The organism is Streptomyces sp. NPDC008238 (assembly GCF_042956445.1).
GTDB lineage: Bacteria > Actinomycetota > Actinomycetes > Streptomycetales > Streptomycetaceae > Actinacidiphila.
On record NZ_JBIBGK010000010.1, the window covers coordinates 211,993 to 227,890 of the forward strand.

Below are 15,898 nucleotides of genomic sequence, written 5' to 3' on the forward strand. Positions count from 1 at the left end.
ACGAGGTGTAAATGTCCCTCCGGCACGCAATCGCAGCCCTGGCCGTCGTCCCCGCGCTCGCGGTCCCCACCGCCGCCCAGGCCGCCACCGCCCAACACGGCCACGGCCACTCCCACCGGGCCGACTTCGACCTGCAGGCCCACCGCGGCGGCATCGGCATGACCACCGAGGAGTCCCTGGAGGGCTTCGGCAAGGCCCTGCGCCTCGGGGTGAGCACCCTGGAGCTGGACACCCACGTCACCAAGGACCAGAAGGTCGTCGTCAACCACGACCGCCAGATCAGCGCCCAGAAGTGCAAGGACACCGGCCCCGTGACGGCGGGCGACCCGATGTACCCCTACGTCGGCAAGTACATCAAGGACCTGACGCTGGCCCAGATCAAGACGATGGACTGCGGCTACCAGCAGCTGCCCGGCTTCCCCGAGCAGGAGCAGGTCAAGGGCCACCGCATGGTGGAGCTCAAGGACGTGCTGGGCCTGGTCAAGAGCTACAAGGCCAAGAAGGTCAAGCTCAACATCGAGACCAAGGTGGAGGCCGGCGCCCCCGAGCAGACCGCGCCGCGCGAGCTGTTCGTGCGCCGGGTCTTCGAGGAGATCCACCGCTCGGGCATCGAGAAGCAGGTCACCATCCAGTCCTTCGACTGGGGCGCCCTGAACGAGATGCACAAGCTCGCGCCGAAGTACCCGCTGGTGGCGCTCACCAACTACGACTTCCTCCAGGTCGGCAAGCCCGGCGCCTCCCCGTGGCTCGGCGGCATCGACGCCGACGACTACGACGGCGACTTCGTGAAGGCCGCCTCCGCCGTACCCGGCGTCAAGGCGCTCTCCCCGGTCTACGGCATGCCGCAGAACGGCACCGTCGCCGACCCGAACTTCACATTCTACGTCACCGAGAAGATGGTGGACGACGCCCACGCGCGCGGCCTGAAGGTCATCCCGTGGACCTGTGACGACAACCCGACCATCGAGGCCCTGATGGACATGGGCATCGACGGCATCATCACCGACTACCCGAACCACGTCCGGCAGATCATGGCCGACCGCGGCATGCGCCTGCCCAAGGCGTACTCCGCCCCGCGCCACTGACGACCGGCGCGCCGTACGCGTGACGCCCCCCGGGACCCACCGGTCCGGGGGGCGTCCGCGCACCGTCAGCCGGCCGAGGTGGCGGGTTCCCCGGCGGGGCTCGCCAGGTGCTCCTCGGGGTGGACGCACTTGTACAGGCACTGGGTGCGGGACATCGCGAAGACGCCGTAGCTGAGCACCGCGAACCCGGCCAGCGCGGGCAGCATCCAGAAGCCGGTGCGCGGCTGCTCACCGTAGAGCGTGACCCCCAGGCAGAACCCGACGACGGCGTCGCCGAGCGTCAGGGCGGGCTGGGAGGCGATCAGCGGTCCCCCCTGCATCGCGGTCCCCAGCAGGAACAGCGAGAACCCGCCGGCCGCGGCGAACGCGTAGGTCTGCCAGGACATCAGCCAGGCCACGACCCCCTCGTGCTCCAGGACGTACATGGACGACTTGATCAGCGCGGCCGTGAGGGCGTTGCCGACCGCGGCCCCCGCGCCCAGGCACGCGGCGCGCGTCAGGCCGTTGGGCCGCCGCAGCCCGGCGAGCACCAGCGCCGCGCCGAGCCCGCCGACGATCAGCAGCGTCGGCACCCACCAGATGCCCGGCACCTGCTCCCGCCCCCCGCGGGGCGCCATCGAGAAGAGGAACAGCGCGAGGCCCCCGGCGATGCACGCCACGCTGACCCACGCCTTGCGGGACAGCTCGACGTGGAAGACCATGCCGCCGATCACCAGGGCCAGCGGCAGTTCCAGGATGAACACCGGCTGGACCGCGGCGAGCGAGCCCGTGCCCAGCGCCAGCGCCTGGAAGACCGCGGCGAGGATGACGCCGAGGATGCCCGCGAGCCAGACGGGGGTGCGCAGCAGGTCCTTCATCAGACCCAGGCGCAGGGACTTCGAGGCGGGGACGGTGAGCACCGCGCGTCGCTGCAGGACCGTGCCGTAGGCGTTGCTGCAGGCCGCGAGGACGGCGAAGAGGATGGAGATCATGACGCAGGCACCACTCCCGCGTGCTCGGCCGCGGTCGTCCTCGTCCGGCTCGGCGCCGGACGACGCTCGACGTTCCTATGGTTTCGTCCGGTTTTCAGCGTGAATGGAAAGTCTAACGTCGAACGTATGCGGAGTCCCGCCGCGCTCCGTGGGCGCGGGGGCCGCGGTCACAGCGCCGCGCGGTCGCCGGTGTCCACCGGCTCCGTGGCGCTCGCCCCGCGCAGGGCGTCGGAGCGCACCTCGTCCGCGGTCAGCACGTAGCCCGTCGTGGAGTCGGTGGTGGAACGTGCGAAGACCACCCCGTAGACGCGTCCGGAGGTGTCCAGCAGCGGGCCGCCGGAGTTGCCGGGGCGCACCACGGACCGGACCTGGTAGATGTCGCGGGTGACCGTGCCGTCGCCGTAGATGTCCTGACCGGTGGCGCGGATGCGCCCGGCCACCGTCGCCGCGCGCAGGTCGAGGCCGCCGTCCTGCGGGTAGCCCGCCACGACGGCGCCGTCGCCACGCACCGCGTCGTCGGTGAAGTCCAGCGCGGGCGCGTTCAGCCCCGGGACGTCCAGGACGGCGATGTCCTTGCCGGGGTCGAAGAGCACGACGGTGGCCCGGTAGGCCCGGCCGGTGCCGCCGACCTGCACCGCGGGGTCGTCCACCCCCGCCACCACGTGCGCGTTGGTCATCACGTGCTCGTCGGCGTAGACGAAGCCGGTGCCCTCCTGGCCCTGGCGGCGGCCGTCCACGAAGGCGACGCCCTCGATCTTGACCGTGCTGCGGGCCGCGGCGCCGGCCGCGGCCGCGGTGACGCTGTCCCCGGAGGGCGCGGGCACCCCGTTGACGGGCTCGGACTCGAAGGGGTTGAACACCTGTGGGAACCCGGCCTCGGCCAGCGCGCTGGTCGCCTTGCTGAACCAGGTCGGTGCCTGCCGGGGCATGGTGTCCTGGACCGCGCCCAGCACCTCGGACCCGCGGATCGACTGGGACAGCACGCTGGAGGAGGACGTCACCAGCACGCTCGCGGCCACCCAGGAGACCAGCAGCACGGCCACCGCGTTCGCCACCGCGCCGCCCGCCCCGTCGACCCAGCGCAGCGGGCCCCAGTCCAGACCGGTCCGCGCCTTCAGGGCGATGCCGGAGGCCAGGGCGTGCCCGCCGGCCGCGGGCACCAGGACGGTGAGCAGCGCGACCAGCGTGGCCCGCGGTGTGCCCGGCTCGACGTACTGCAGTACGTACGGCAGCAGCCACACGCCGACCACCGCACCGCCGAGGAAGCCCGCGAGCGAGACGCAGCCCGCGACCAGTCCCCGCCGGAAGCCGGCGACGGCGTAGGCGACGGTCAGCACCAGCAGCAGGAGGTCGAGCAGGTTCAACCGAGGGGCCTTTCGACGAAACCCTGTGGACCAGTGAAAACGCACATTAACTGACCATAGGTTCCCTTTTGCGGCGCACCGCACGCAGATTCCGTCACATCCGCCCCGCCTACCCCGGATCGCCGTGGAATCGCATGGGAAAGGCCCGGCGCGGCTTCCGTGTGCAACCACGGACTCCGGCACCGGGCCCTCCGTCGCACCGCACCCCGTCCCCACGGGTCGGCGCGTGCGGGGCCTTCCCACCGCTCAGGGGCGGCCCCGCAGCTCATTCCCCCTACATGTGGACGACCGGGGCGGCGTCAGCATTCCCGTCCCGGGCGGGAATTCCGCGCCGGTACATCAGGAAGCTGATCACCAGACCGGCCGCGAAGAAGGCCGCGGCCCACCAGTAGGCCGTCGCGTAGCCCTCCAGGGCGGCCCGCGCCTTCACCAGCGGATCGGTGCGGTGGGCCAGGGCGTAGTCGGTGGCGGCACCGGTGGCCAGGGTGTTCAGCAGCGCGGTGCCGATCGAGCCGCCGACCTGCTGCATGGCGTTGACGGTGGCGGAGGCCACACCCGCGTCCTCGGCCCCGACGCCGGCGGTGGCCAGGTTCATCGCGGGTGGGAAGATCAGGCCCATGCCGAGGCCGACCACCAGCAGCGGCGGCAGCACGTCGGCCGCGTAACCGCTGTCCAGGCCGAGCCCGGTCAGCCAGACCAGGCCCGCCGCCGACAGGCCGAAGCCGGTCGGCACCACGGGCCTCGGGCCCACCCGGGGCACCAGCACCGTGGTGGCGACCTGGGCGCCGACCATCAGGGCGCCGACCATCGGCAGGAAGGCCAGGCCCGTCTCGACCGCGGAGAAGCCGAGGGTGAGCCGCAGGTAGTAGGTCAGGAAGAGGAAGACCGCGAACATGCCGGCGCTGGAGACCAGCGAGGCCGCGAAGGAGGCACCCCGGTTGCGGTCGAACAGCACGCGCAGCGGCAGCAGCGGGTGCCGCGCCCGGGTCTGCCACCAGGCGAAGGCGGCCAGCAGCGCCGCCCCCGCGGCCAGGTAGCCCCACACCTGCGGCGAGCTCCAGTGGTGGCTCTCGGCGTTGGAGAAGCCGAAGACGACGGCGAACAGCCCGGCGGAGACCAGCGCGGTGCCCGGCAGGTCGATCGTCGCGCCGGGACGGCGGCCCGCGCGCCGCAGCAGGGCCACGCCGCCGAGGAAGGCGGCCAGGGCGAAGGCCAGGTTGACGTAGAGGGTCCAGCGCCAGTCCAGGTACTCGGTCAGCAGACCGCCGAGCAGCAGGCCGACGGCCGCGCCGGAGCCCGCGATGGCGCCGTAGATGCCGAAGGCGCGGTCGCGCTCCTTGGCGTCGGTGAAGGTCGTGGTGAGCAGCGACAGCGCGGCGGGCGCGAGGAGCGCGCCGAAGGCGCCCTGCAGGGCCCGGGCGGTCACCAGCATCTCGAAGCTGCCGGCGGCGCCGCCCAGCGCGGAGGCCGCGGCGAAGCCCACGACGCCGACGAGGAAGGCGTTCCTGCGGCCGAAGAGGTCCGCGATCCGGCCGCCGAGCAGCAGCAGGCTGCCGAAGGCCAGGGCGTAGGCGGTGACGATCCACTGCCGGTTGCCGTCGGTGAAGCCGAGGTCGGCCTGGGCGGAGGGGAGGGCGATGTTCACGACGGTCGCGTCGAGCACGACCATCAGCTGTGCGATGCCGATGACGGCGAGGACCCACCAGCGCCGCGCCGCCGGGGCGTCGCTCGCGTTCGTCTCGGCCGGCACGGCAGGTGCGGCGGTGGTCTGGGACATGCGGAACGTGCTCCAGTCGGTCGCGAGGAGGGCAGGGTGCGCCCGGGCACCGGGGACCCGACGCGATACGAAACCGTTTCGTACACACAGAGACTAGGGAGCCCCTTATCGAAACGCAAATGTTTCGATCGCATGGACGCAAGCGGCTGCCTAGAGTGGGTGCCGACGACGAGGAGGTGCGGGCCGTGGCCGAGCAGCACGCGGGAGATCGCCCCGAGAAGGCGATCCTGGAACGGATCAGCGCGATGGTCTCCGACGAGAGGACCCTGCGCGAGCTCCTCAGCGAGGGGCAGATGGACAGCGGGACCGAGCGGGCGCGGCTCGACGCCCTGGAGCGCGAGCTCGACCAGTGCTGGGACCTGCTCCGCCAGCGCCGCGCCAAGACCGAGGCCGGCGGGGACCCCGGCGAGGCGCAGGTGCGCTCCTCGCGCACCGTGGAGGGCTACCAGTCGTGAAGAGCGACGCGAAGGTCTCGGACGCCACCGGCGCACGGCGCTACGAGGCGCACGTCGACGGCAGGCTCGCCGGCTTCGCCACGTACATCCGCACGCCCGAGATGGTCGCGTTCCTGCACACCGAGGTGGACCCGGAGTTCGAGGGCCGGGGCGTGGGCTCGGCGCTGGCCCGCCACGCGCTGGACGAGGCACGCGAGCGCGGGCAGAGCGTGCTCCCGGCCTGCCCGTTCATCGCGGGGTGGATCGCGCACCACCCGGAGTACGAGGACCTGGAGTACCGCCCGCGCAGCGCGGTCAGCGACTGAGCCTCCGGCGGCGGCCCGGGTGTCGTGTGCGGGTGCGTTGTGGTTGATGTTGGGGGCTTTTTCCCACCCTCCCGCCCGATTGCCCGGCACGATTGGTGCAGGCCTCGCACGTTGTGTTGGGGTCGGCGCCGCGCCGGCGCACGTCCTCAACGCTCGCGGTTTACGTCTACATCCTTGGGCACCGGACTTAACCGCTCGTCGTTTCCGGGCGCACCCCGACACACCCCCTCCTCTCGTATGGGCGCACAACGGCCGGTGGGGGGTCAGATAGGCATGTGGGGGTACCCGGAACCGCCCTCTGACCCCCACAGCCCTACGGGTCAAGCCCACATCATTCGCCACCGAATTCCACCGCTCGTCTCCCCCAGCCTTCGACCAGAGGGAACACCCCGCCACATGCCCTCCGGCCGATGTGGCCGCATTGCTGGTGGGGGAACGGAGGCAGTCCGGAGTTGCCCCCCGCGTCTGCGTCGGGCGCCGTCCCTCCCGTTGGGCGGGCGCCGTTCTCGCGTGGGCGATGACAGCCGGTGAGGGGTGCGTCCAACAGGTGCGGTGCCCCCGGACTGCCTTCTGACCACCCACCGGCCGCCGCGACTGCAGGTGCTTCGGGGTGCGGTCGGGCGGTCGGCGGGAGATCGGGCCCGCTTTCAGCGTCATAGCCGTCGGAACAGGGCCCGATGTCGGATCGGGGAAGCACCCGCAGACGCCGGTTACGGCGGGCGCGCCACCCACCAACAGTGGGCGTGGTCACCGGCCATCTGCACCCGCGGACGGCAACGAGACCCGAGCCAGACGAACAACCGGCCCCGCTCCGGCGCCTGAACCCCAGCCGCCCACCGGGCCGCACACTGCCGACCGGCCTCGGACCGCCACCCTCCCACCCGCAGCCAGCCGCTTTGCGCCCGAAGGGCGCGAGACGGCGGTCGCTGTCGAGACGAAGGGGGTGGGGGAGGCGGGGGAGATGGGGGTCCCCCCGGCCGAAGGCTGGGGGAGGGCGGGCGGGTGGGGGAACCCCCGACAGAAAGCACGACGCACCCGCGCAGAAAGACCGGGCAGCCCGCCGCGCACAGTCAGCGACCCGGCGCAATCCCGAGCGCGGGCAGCACGACCGCGTCGATGTACCGGTGCATGAACGCCGCGTCGACCTCCACGTCCTCCAGCAGACGCCGCGTGATCACCGCGCCGAGCATCATGTGCGGCATGAACTCGGCTGCGGGCACGGCCGCGTCGATCTCACCGCGCCCGGCGGCCCTGCCCAGCAGCTGCCGCACCCCGGTGAGCTCGGGCTCGATCAGGTGCTGGCGCATCGCCTCGGCGAGGTCGGGGTTGGTGGCGGAGGCGTGGGCCAGGCCCCGGATCAGCGGGGTGTCCACGTCGGAGCCGTCGCCTATGCGGTCGGCGAGTTCGTGCAGGTCGCCAGGGAGCGAACCGGTGTCGACGTTCTCCACGTGCACCGGCTTGGTACACCGGAGCGCGGTCACGACCAGCTCGGGCTTGCTCTTCCACTGCCGGTAGAGGGTGGCCTTGCTGGACCGGGTCCGGGTGGCGACCGCGTCCATGGTCAGCGCGTCGTACCCGACCTCGCGCAGCAGCTCGATCACCGCGCCGTACAGCTCCTGCTCCCGCTCGGGCGTCAGCCGGGTGCGGCGCGCCGGTGCGCTCGCGTCGGTCGTCATGTCCCTGCTCCGTCTCTCGTCCCCTGCGAAACGGTTCCGTATCCGAACGACAATATGGCACCGCCCACCGAAACCGAAACGTTTCGATGGGCGGTGCACACGGTACGGGCCGTGCGGTGTCAGGCCAGCGAGGCCGTGAGGGTGATCTCCGTGCCCGCCAGCGCCTTGCTCACCGGGCAGTTCGCCTTGGCGTCCTCGGCCGCCTTGACGAACTCCGCCTCGTCCATCCCGGGCACCTCGCCCTCGACGGTCAGGTGGATGCCGGTGATGCCGGTGCCCGGCTTGAAGGTGACGTCGGCCTGGGTGCGCAGCCGGGTCGGCGGGGTGCCCGCCTTGCCGAGACCGGCCGACAGGGCCATCGAGAAGCAGCTGGAGTGGGCGGCGGCGATGAGCTCCTCGGGGCTGGTCTTCCCGCCCGGCTCCTGCGAGCGGGCGACCCAGGTCACCGGGTACTCCCCGATGCCGGAGGAGTCGAGGGTCACGACCCCGCTGCCCTCCGTCAGACTGCCGTCCCAGACGGTGTGCGCGACGCGCGTGGTGGACATGGTGGTTCCTCCCGAGTGCGGAGTACGGCTGCGGCGGGTCCAAGTCTTCACCACGGCAGGCCGCTTCGCGAAGTGATCACCCGCGCCGTGACGGTCGTGTTGCCCTCTGTCAAACGAGCCGTCACCCACAAGGGTGGCTGTATGCAGGGATTTCACCGACCCGCCCCCCGCCGGCGCGTCGCCGCCCTACGTTCGGGACCTGGGACGCGGACGTCAAGGAGTGAGCCTGGTGGTCGAATCCGTGCGGGTACCGATCCTCGCTTCGTGGGAACGCTGCCGGAGCGCCGGCCTCGACCCCGAGAGGTTCGACGTCCCGTACAGCGACGACCTCGACCCCACCGGAGCCCTGGTCCGGGCCGCGGCCCCCGTACTCGACCGGCTCGCCGGCACGCTCTCCGGCACCCGCACCGCCGTCCTGCTCACGGACGACCGGGGCCTGGTGATCGACCGCCGGGCCGCCGAACCCCCGCTGCTGCCCGCCCTGGACCGGGTCCGGCTCGCCCCCGGGTTCAGCTACCACGAGCTCGACGCCGGGACCAACGGCATCGGCACCGCGCTGGCCGCCCGGCAGCCCGTCCGCGTCTGCGGCGAGGAGCACTTCGCCGCCGCCCTGCGCGGCTTCAGCTGCTTCGGGGTGCCCGTCCGCCACCCGGTCAGCGGCCGGGTGGAGGGCGTGCTCGACCTGACCAGCCTGTCCGGCGACGCCCATCCCCTCATGGCCGAACTCGCCCGCGGCTGCGCCCTCGCCATCGAGCAGCGGCTCCTCGAGGAGTGCGGCGAACGCGAACGCGCCCTGCTGCGCGACTACTTGAACGCCGAGCACCGCGGTGCCGGGTCCACCGCGCTGCGGCTCGACGGCGCCGGACGCGTCCAGGGAGTCGGGCCTCCCGCCGGACTCACCGACGGCGACGAGTCGGCCCTCGCCGAGACCGCGGCCGGACTGATCGCCGCCGGACGGCGCGAGGCGCTCGAACTCCCCCTCTCCCGCGGCCGTACGGCCCACTTGCTGTGCCGGCCCGTCGCGGGTGGCGCCGTCGTGGAGGTCAGCGTGCCCGGGGACGCCGGGGCGGCACCGGGCGCCGCCCCGGCTGGGAGCCGCCCGCTGCTGGTCGGCGAGCCGGGGGTGGGCCGCCTCGCCGTCGCCGCGCGCCGCCGCCTGGAACTGCTCAGCGACGCCGCCCTGCGGATCGGCACCACCCTCGACGTCGCCCGCACCGCCCGCGAGATCGTCGAGGCCACCGTGCCCCGCTTCGCCGACCACGCGACCGTCGACCTCTTCCGCCCCGTCCTGCACGGCACGGCCCCCGGTGACACCGGGGCGGAGCTGCGCCGGGTGGCGGACGGCGGCGCGGCGCCCGCCGGCGCGTACGGCCCGTACGCCCGGGGTGAACCGATTCGCCTCGTGCCCGGCAGCCCCCAGGCCAGAGCCCTGTGCGCCGGCTCGGCGGTCCGCGACACCTCCCCCGGCCCGGACGGCGAACCCCGCGCCGTCATCGCCGTCCCGCTGCGCGCCCGCGACACCCTGCTGGGCGTCGCCACCTTCCAACGCGCCGCGCGGACGGAACCGTTCGCCGACGACGACCTCACCCTCGCCCGCGACCTGGCCGCCCGCGCCGCCGTCTGCATCGACAACGCGATGCTCTTCACCCGCGAGCACCACCTCGCCCTCGAACTCCAGCGCAGCCTGCTGCCGCGCGGCGTGGCGGAGCAGCACGCCGTGGACGTGGCCCACCGCTACCGCCCCGCGGCCCGGGGGAGGGTCGGCGGCGACTGGTTCGACGTCATCCCGCTCTCCGGGGCGCGCGTGGCGCTGGTCGTCGGCGACGTCGTCGGCCACGGCATCCACGCCGCCGCCGCCATGGGCCGGCTGCGTACGGCCGTGCACAACTTCTCCACCCTCGACCTGCCCCCGGACGAGTTGCTGGGCCGCCTGGACGACCTCGTCGTCCGCCTCGACGACGAGAGCGGCACCGGCCCCGGCCTCGCGGGCGCGACCTGTCTCTACGCGGTCTACGACCCGGTCGCCCGGCGCTGCCAGCTGGCCCGCGCCGGCCATCCGCCACCGGCGCTGCTCGCCCCCGACGGCGGGGTGCGCTTCCCCGACCTGCCCGCCGGGCCGCCCCTGGGCCTGGGCGGACTCCCCTTCGAGACGGCCGAGTTCGCGGTCCCCGAGGGCAGCGGCCTCGTCCTCTACACCGACGGCCTCATCGAGGGCCGCCACCTCGACCCGGACACCGGGATGCGCCGCCTCGGCCGGGCCCTCGCCGCCGTCCCGCGCGGCTGCCCGCCGGAGGAGGTGTGCGCGGCGGTCGAGGCCGCGCTGCGCCCCGTGCCCTCCGCCGACGACGTCGTCCTGCTCGTCGCCCGCACGCGCTCCCTGGACGAGCGCCAGGTGGCCTGCTGGGACGTGCCCGGCGACCCGGCGGCCGTCTCCGCCCTCCGGTCCGCCATCACCGGCCGTCTGCGGGCCTGGGGCCTGGACGAGCTCGCCTTCACCACCGAGCTGATCGCCAGCGAGCTGATCACCAACGCCATCCGCCACGGCGCCGGCCCGGTACGTGCCACGCTGCTGCGCGACCGGGCCCTGGTCTTCGAGGTCGCCGACGCCAGCGGCACCTCCCCCCGGCTGCGCCGCGCGGCCACCACCGACGAGGGCGGCCGCGGCATCTTCCTCGTCGCCCAGCTCTGCCGCCGCTGGGGCACCCGCTACACCGACCGCGGCAAGGTCATCTGGACGGAGCAGCAACTCCCCGCGTGAGGGCCGCGACCGGCGGCCCCGCCTCCCGCCTCGCCCTGATGGCCTACCAGCCGTACGGGTGAGGCCGCGGAACAGGGGGGTTCCGGCTGTGCGCGGACGAGCTGTTGCCTACGGTGGAACCATGACCACGGCGGCAGACAGCGGTACGCACACGAGCACGGACACCTACGACGTCATCGTCATCGGCGCGGGCCCCACCGGGGAGAACCTCGCCGACCGGACCAGGCAGGCCGGACTGACCACGGTGGTGGTCGAGGCCGAGCTGGTCGGCGGTGAGTGCTCGTACTGGGCGTGCATCCCCAGCAAGGCGCTGCTGCGTCCGCAGGCGGCCCTGGACGCCGCGCGGGCGGTCGCGGGGGCGCGGGAGGCGGCCGGCGGCCGCCTGGACGCCGCGGCGGTGCTGGCCCGGCGCGACTACTGGACCTCCAGCTGGAAGGACGACGGGGCGGTGACCTGGCTGGACTCGGCCGGCATCGACCTTGTCCGGGGACGCGGACGCCTCGACGGGCCGCGCCGCGTCGTCGTCGAGACCCCGGACGGCGGCGAGCGCGTCCTGGTCGCCCGGCACGCGGTGGCGGTCTGCACGGGCACCCGCGCGCAACTGCCCGATCTGCCCGGCATCGCCGACGACCACGTGTGGACCAGCCGGGACGCCACCAGTTCCCCCGAGGTGCCCGGACGGCTCGTGGTGGTCGGCGGCGGAGTGGTCTGCGTCGAGATGGCGACCGCCTGGCGGTCCCTCGGCTCCGAGGTGACCGTGCTGGTCCGCGGCTCCGGGCTGCTGCCGCGCTGGGAACCGTTCGTGGGCGAACTCCTCGCGGACGGGATGCGCGCCGCCGGGATGGACATCCGCACCGGCGTCTCGGTCACGGCGCTGCGGCGCGACGCGGAGTCCGGCCCGGTCACCCTGGTGCTCTCCGACGGTTCCGAACTCCTCACCGACGACGTCCTGTTCGCCACCGGCCGGGTCCCGCACACCGACGACCTGGGCCTGGAGACGATCGGCCTGAGCCCCGGCTCGTGGCTGGACGTCGACGACACCTGCCTGGTCAAGGACGTCGAGGGCGGCTGGCTGTACTGCGCGGGCGACACCAACCACCGCGCCCTCCTCACCCACCAGGGCAAGTACCAGGGCCGCATCGCCGGCGCCGCCATCGCCGCCCGCGCCAAGGGCGAGCCTGTGGACACCGCTCCCTGGGGCCGGCACGCGGCCACCGCCGACCACGGCGCCGTCCCGCAGGTCGTCTTCACCGAGCCCGAGGCCGCGTCCGTCGGCATCACCGCGGCGCAGGCACGCCAGGAGGGCCGCCGCGTCAAGGTCGTGGACTACGAGATCGGCAACGTCTCGGGCGCCGGCCTCTACGCCGACGACTACAAGGGCAAGGCCCGCGCCGTCGTCGACCTGGACCGGGGTCACCTCGTCGGCGTCACCTTCGTCGGCCCGTCGGTCGGCGAGATGCTGCACTCGGCCACCATCGCCGTCGCCGGGGAGGTCCCGCTGGAGCGGCTGTGGCACGCCGTACCGGCCTTCCCCACGATGAGCGAGATCTGGCTGCGGCTGCTGGAGACCTACCGGGACGCGCCGGACGGCGAAGGCTGACGGAGACGGCGGCCCCGGGCGCCTGCCGATAGGATCGCGCCCTGCTCGTCGAGACCAGGTCGAGGGGACAGCTGAGGTGGGGATTTTCCGGCGCGGGCCGAAGCGTGACCAGCGGGACGCACCCCGCGATCCCGAGTACGCCTTCTTCTCGGTGGACGAGGGCGCGCGCTTCCGCGCGACCGTGCGCGAGTCGTTCGCCGAACTCGGGCTGGAGGTCACCGTCTTCGCCGACATGGTGACCGACGACTCCGGCCGTCGCTTCGGGCTCGGCAACCTCGCCGCGCTCTGCCACAACGACCGCCGCGGCCCGCGCGTGTGGCCGCAGCTGGCCCGGGAGCACGTCGGGGCGGTGCTGCGCACCCTCGACGGCCCCTCGCCGCTGGAGACCATGCCCGTCGAGGAGATCCGCGAACGGCTCTACCCGCGCCTGGTCCCGCCCGACGCGGTCGACCCGGAGACCTTCCGCTACGCCCGGGTCGCCGCGCCGGGGCTGCTGGAGGTGCTCGCCCTGGACCTGCCGGAGAGCGTGATGACGCTCGCCGACCACGCCCTGGGCCCGCTCGGCGACACCCGCGAGCTGCGTGGCCGCGCCCTGCTCAACCTGCGCGACCTGCCGGTGGAACGGCACGAGGTCGTCCGGCACGCCGACGTGCGCTTCGACGTCCTGGTCGGCGACTCCTTCTTCACCGCCGCCCGGGTGTTGGTCCTGGACGAGCTGGTGGAGCGGGTCACCGGGGAGCCGCTGACCGCCGACGGGGCGCTGGTCGCCATGCCCTTCCGGCACCAGCTGGCCTTCCACGCCATCCGCGACAGCGGCGTCATCCCGGCGCTCAACGGGATGGCCGGTTTCGCCGCGGCGGGCCACGAGGACGCGGTGGGCCCGATCAGCCCGTACGTCTACTGGTGGCGGGACGGGGTGCTGACCCAGCTCAGCCGCAAGGACGGCGACGGGCTGATGATCACCGTCGGCGAGGAGTTCCAGGACGTCCTCGAACGCCTCGTGCCCGACCAGGCCGGCGACGAGAGATGACCGGCGGGGAGCCGGGCGGCACGACCGTCAGACCGCTGATAGGCGTCGGCGCCGAGGGGCCCGCGCCCGACTACGCCGACCTGTTCCCCGAGGACCCGACGCCGCAAATGCCGCCGCAGCCGTACCCGGCGGGCGGTCCGCGCGGTTCGCGCCGGGCGGCCGCACGCTCCGGACGGCGCACCCGCACCCTCGTCGTGGTGGCCGCCGCGGTGACCGGCGTCGGCGTCCTGGCCCTGCTCGGGCACCTGGTCACCGGTCCCGGCGAGGCCGACCGGGCGCTGCCCGCCCCGAGCGCCTCCCAGCCGCAGCCGGCCCCGCCCGGCCTGCTCCGCTCCGGCGGCACGGCGGAGCCCTCGTCCGGTGCAGGGGCCTCCTCGACGCCGGCGGGCACGGGCGACGCCTCCCCGGCCGGCCCGGACCCCGCCTCTGTGTCCGCCTCCGCGTCTGCGTCCGCCACGGCCACCGCGACCGCGGGCGCCCCCGACGGCAGCGCCGGGACCGCGCCCGCCGTCCCCGCGACGGTTCTCAAGCCCGGCTCGCGCGGCCCCGAGGTCACCGCGCTGCAGCAGCGGCTCGCCCAGGTACGGCTCTACGACGGCCCCGCCGACGGCAAGTACGACGGCGGCGTCAAATCCGCCGTCCAGCGCTACCAGAAGGACCACGGCGTCACGGGCGACGCCGCCGGCTTCTACGGCCCCGCCACGCGCCGTTCGCTGGAGTCGGTCACCGCCGCGCCCTGAGGCCGCAGCGGGTTCGGCAGCGGCAGGTAACGGGCGGCGGCCCCGTCCGCGCCGGTCCAGCGCAGCAGGAGATTGGTCTTCCCCGGGATGTGCGCCGCGGTCAGCAGTTCCCGCAGCGGCGCCGGCTCGCCGTTCGCGGCCGACCACCCCGCGAGGAACACCCGGGCGCGCGCCCACAGCACCGGGGTGAGTTCCGGGTGGCGTGCGGCGACCGCGCCCGCGATCTCCATCAGGTTGTTGGTGACGAGGCAGTAAACCAGCCGTTCCCAGCCGTGCGCCGCGTCCACGCCGGGCCCGGGGGCATCAGGGCGCGCGTGGCGCCGGAGCAGTTCACCGTGCCGCTCCTCGACCAGCTTGACGCCCTCGTGGTCGCGGAAGAGCGCCTGGCCCGGCAGCCCTTCGTCGTCCACGGCGACGAGCACGTTCTGCAGGTGGCACTCCAGCACCGCCCCGTGCCGCAGGAACGCGTGCAGCACCGGCGGCACGACCTGCCGCAGGTACGCCTCCCACCAGGCCAGCGCACCCCGCGCGGTCAGCCCGGGCGCGGCGAGCGGGCTGCCCCCGTACCCCTCGGCGACGGCCGCCGCCAGCAACGGGGTGAGCCCCGGGCGCAGGTGCGCGCCGAAGCCGTCGCGGACGAGCACGGCCAGCGCCTCGTACGCGTCCGGGCCGTCGGGGCCGTCCAGGCCGGCCGTCCGGTAGCCGCGGTCGGACAGGACGTCCGCCTCCGGGACGGCCCGCAGCACCGCGTCGACGGGCCCGAGCCACCGCAGGTCGTGCAGCCACAGCCGGCGGACGTCGTTGGTGATCCGCACGTCGAGGCTGAACTTCAGGAAGAGGTCGGCCTCCGGCAGGTACACCGTCCGCACGGACGCCGTCGGCACCGCCGGCACGGCGGTCTCCCCCAGGCGCAGCAGCCGGCCGTCGTGGAAGGCCGGGAGGTCCCCCAGCAGGGCCAGCTGCCAGGGGTGCGCGGGCAGCACCCGGTAGCCCTCGGGGACGTCCGGGTGGAGCCGGTCGAGCACCGCGGTGTCGCCCTCCCCGGCCAGCAGGTCCGCCCGGACCGCCAGCAGGGCGAGCGGGAAGCTCGTGTGCGCCTCCGGCGCGTAGGGCAGCCAGCGCTCCGGCGGGCCGCCGCCACGGGTCTTGGGCGCGGGGTGGTGGCGGTGCCCGGCCACCAGGGCCTGCTCGGAACGCAGGTACGGGTCGGCCGGCGGCGGGGCGTGCTCGCGGGCCTCCAGCAGCGCGGCGAGCACGTCGCGGCTGTCCGCGATCTCGGCGGGCAGCCCGGTGTTGGCCACACCCGTGCGGGCGGTCAGCTCCGCGGCCGTGACGTCGACCAGCGCCTCCAGCGGGAGCGGCCGCCAGCCGTCCGGGGTGTGCACCTCGGGCCCGGCGGGATGGCGCCCGGCCCGCACACGCAGCAGCCGCCCGGTCGCGGGCAGCCGGTGGACGGGACGGCCCCCGTCCTCGCCGGCGGGCACGGCGACCTCACGCAGCAGGCAGTTCAGCAGGGCCGTCGCCGAGAGTGCCTCGGCGCGGTCCCAGGCCTCACCCACGACGGCTCGTTCCCGCTGGTCGCAGGGCTTGTC

General features: G+C 74.1%; 13 protein-coding genes. 7 read left to right on the forward strand and 6 right to left on the reverse strand.

Features of this window, described 5'->3' with window-relative positions:
- The first annotated feature begins 11 nt into the window (after nt 1–11).
- On the forward strand, nt 12–1,085 hold the full coding sequence (locus ACFZAU_RS22285; RefSeq protein WP_500553635.1) for a glycerophosphodiester phosphodiesterase family protein: 1,074 nt from the start codon (nt 12–14) through the stop codon (nt 1,083–1,085).
- A gap of 65 nt (nt 1,086–1,150) precedes the next feature.
- Here the strand turns inward: ACFZAU_RS22285 and ACFZAU_RS22290 are convergent, their stop codons facing one another.
- From ACFZAU_RS22290 to ACFZAU_RS22300, 3 genes are all read right to left on the reverse strand, one after another.
- A complete protein-coding gene (locus tag ACFZAU_RS22290; protein ID WP_500553636.1) occupies nt 1,151–2,056 on the reverse strand; it encodes a DMT family transporter in 906 nt (301 codons plus the stop codon).
- A 167-nt stretch (nt 2,057–2,223) separates the two neighbouring features.
- Nucleotides 2,224–3,420: a MarP family serine protease gene (locus ACFZAU_RS22295; RefSeq protein ID WP_500553637.1), complete on the reverse strand. Its 1,197-nt coding sequence runs from the start codon at nt 3,418–3,420 to the stop codon at nt 2,224–2,226.
- Between the two features lie 274 nt (nt 3,421–3,694).
- Nucleotides 3,695–5,197 (reverse strand): MFS transporter, encoded by a 1,503-nt coding sequence (locus tag ACFZAU_RS22300; protein ID WP_500553638.1) that lies wholly within the window; start codon nt 5,195–5,197, stop codon nt 3,695–3,697.
- Between the two features lie 185 nt (nt 5,198–5,382).
- On the opposite strand from ACFZAU_RS22300, the gene ACFZAU_RS22305 reads away from it, so the two are divergent.
- Together ACFZAU_RS22305 and ACFZAU_RS22310 are read left to right on the forward strand one after the other, a co-directional pair.
- Complete coding sequence (locus tag ACFZAU_RS22305; RefSeq protein WP_500461891.1) at nt 5,383–5,652, forward strand: DUF2630 family protein; 270 nt, start codon at nt 5,383–5,385, stop codon at nt 5,650–5,652.
- Complete coding sequence (locus ACFZAU_RS22310; RefSeq protein ID WP_499600123.1) at nt 5,649–5,957, forward strand: GNAT family N-acetyltransferase; 309 nt, start codon at nt 5,649–5,651, stop codon at nt 5,955–5,957. Before ACFZAU_RS22305 ends, ACFZAU_RS22310 begins: the two co-directional genes overlap by 4 nt.
- Before the next feature lie 1,070 nt (nt 5,958–7,027).
- On the opposite strand, the gene ACFZAU_RS22315 is transcribed toward ACFZAU_RS22310, so the two are convergent.
- Together ACFZAU_RS22315 and ACFZAU_RS22320 are read right to left on the reverse strand one after the other, a co-directional pair.
- Nucleotides 7,028–7,633, reverse strand: coding sequence for a TetR/AcrR family transcriptional regulator (locus ACFZAU_RS22315; protein WP_500553639.1), 606 nt, complete (start codon nt 7,631–7,633; stop codon nt 7,028–7,030).
- A gap of 119 nt (nt 7,634–7,752) precedes the next feature.
- Nucleotides 7,753–8,178, reverse strand: a complete 426-nt coding sequence (locus tag ACFZAU_RS22320) for an OsmC family protein (protein ID WP_499600121.1) — start codon at nt 8,176–8,178, stop codon at nt 7,753–7,755.
- A gap of 229 nt (nt 8,179–8,407) precedes the next feature.
- On the opposite strand from ACFZAU_RS22320, the gene ACFZAU_RS22325 reads away from it, so the two are divergent.
- The 4 genes from ACFZAU_RS22325 to ACFZAU_RS22340 all read left to right on the forward strand — a co-directional run bounded on the left by ACFZAU_RS22325 (nt 8,408) and on the right by ACFZAU_RS22340 (nt 14,306).
- Entirely contained in the window at nt 8,408–10,936 is a 2,529-nt protein-coding gene (locus ACFZAU_RS22325) for a SpoIIE family protein phosphatase (RefSeq protein WP_500553640.1), read from the forward strand.
- Nucleotides 10,937–11,057: 121 nt separating this feature from the next.
- Complete coding sequence (locus ACFZAU_RS22330) at nt 11,058–12,536, forward strand: dihydrolipoyl dehydrogenase family protein (RefSeq protein WP_500553641.1); 1,479 nt, start codon at nt 11,058–11,060, stop codon at nt 12,534–12,536.
- A 76-nt stretch (nt 12,537–12,612) separates the two neighbouring features.
- Complete coding sequence (locus ACFZAU_RS22335; protein ID WP_499600118.1) at nt 12,613–13,566, forward strand: hypothetical protein; 954 nt, start codon at nt 12,613–12,615, stop codon at nt 13,564–13,566.
- Nucleotides 13,563–14,306 (forward strand): peptidoglycan-binding domain-containing protein, encoded by a 744-nt coding sequence (locus tag ACFZAU_RS22340; RefSeq protein ID WP_500553642.1) that lies wholly within the window; start codon nt 13,563–13,565, stop codon nt 14,304–14,306. The genes ACFZAU_RS22335 and ACFZAU_RS22340 overlap by 4 nt, the downstream gene beginning before the upstream one ends.
- Here the strand turns inward: ACFZAU_RS22340 and ACFZAU_RS22345 are convergent.
- Entirely contained in the window at nt 14,255–15,865 is a 1,611-nt protein-coding gene (locus ACFZAU_RS22345) for an IucA/IucC family protein (protein WP_500553643.1), read from the reverse strand. The genes ACFZAU_RS22340 and ACFZAU_RS22345 overlap by 52 nt on opposite strands.
- Nucleotides 15,866–15,898: the final 33 nt, after the last annotated feature.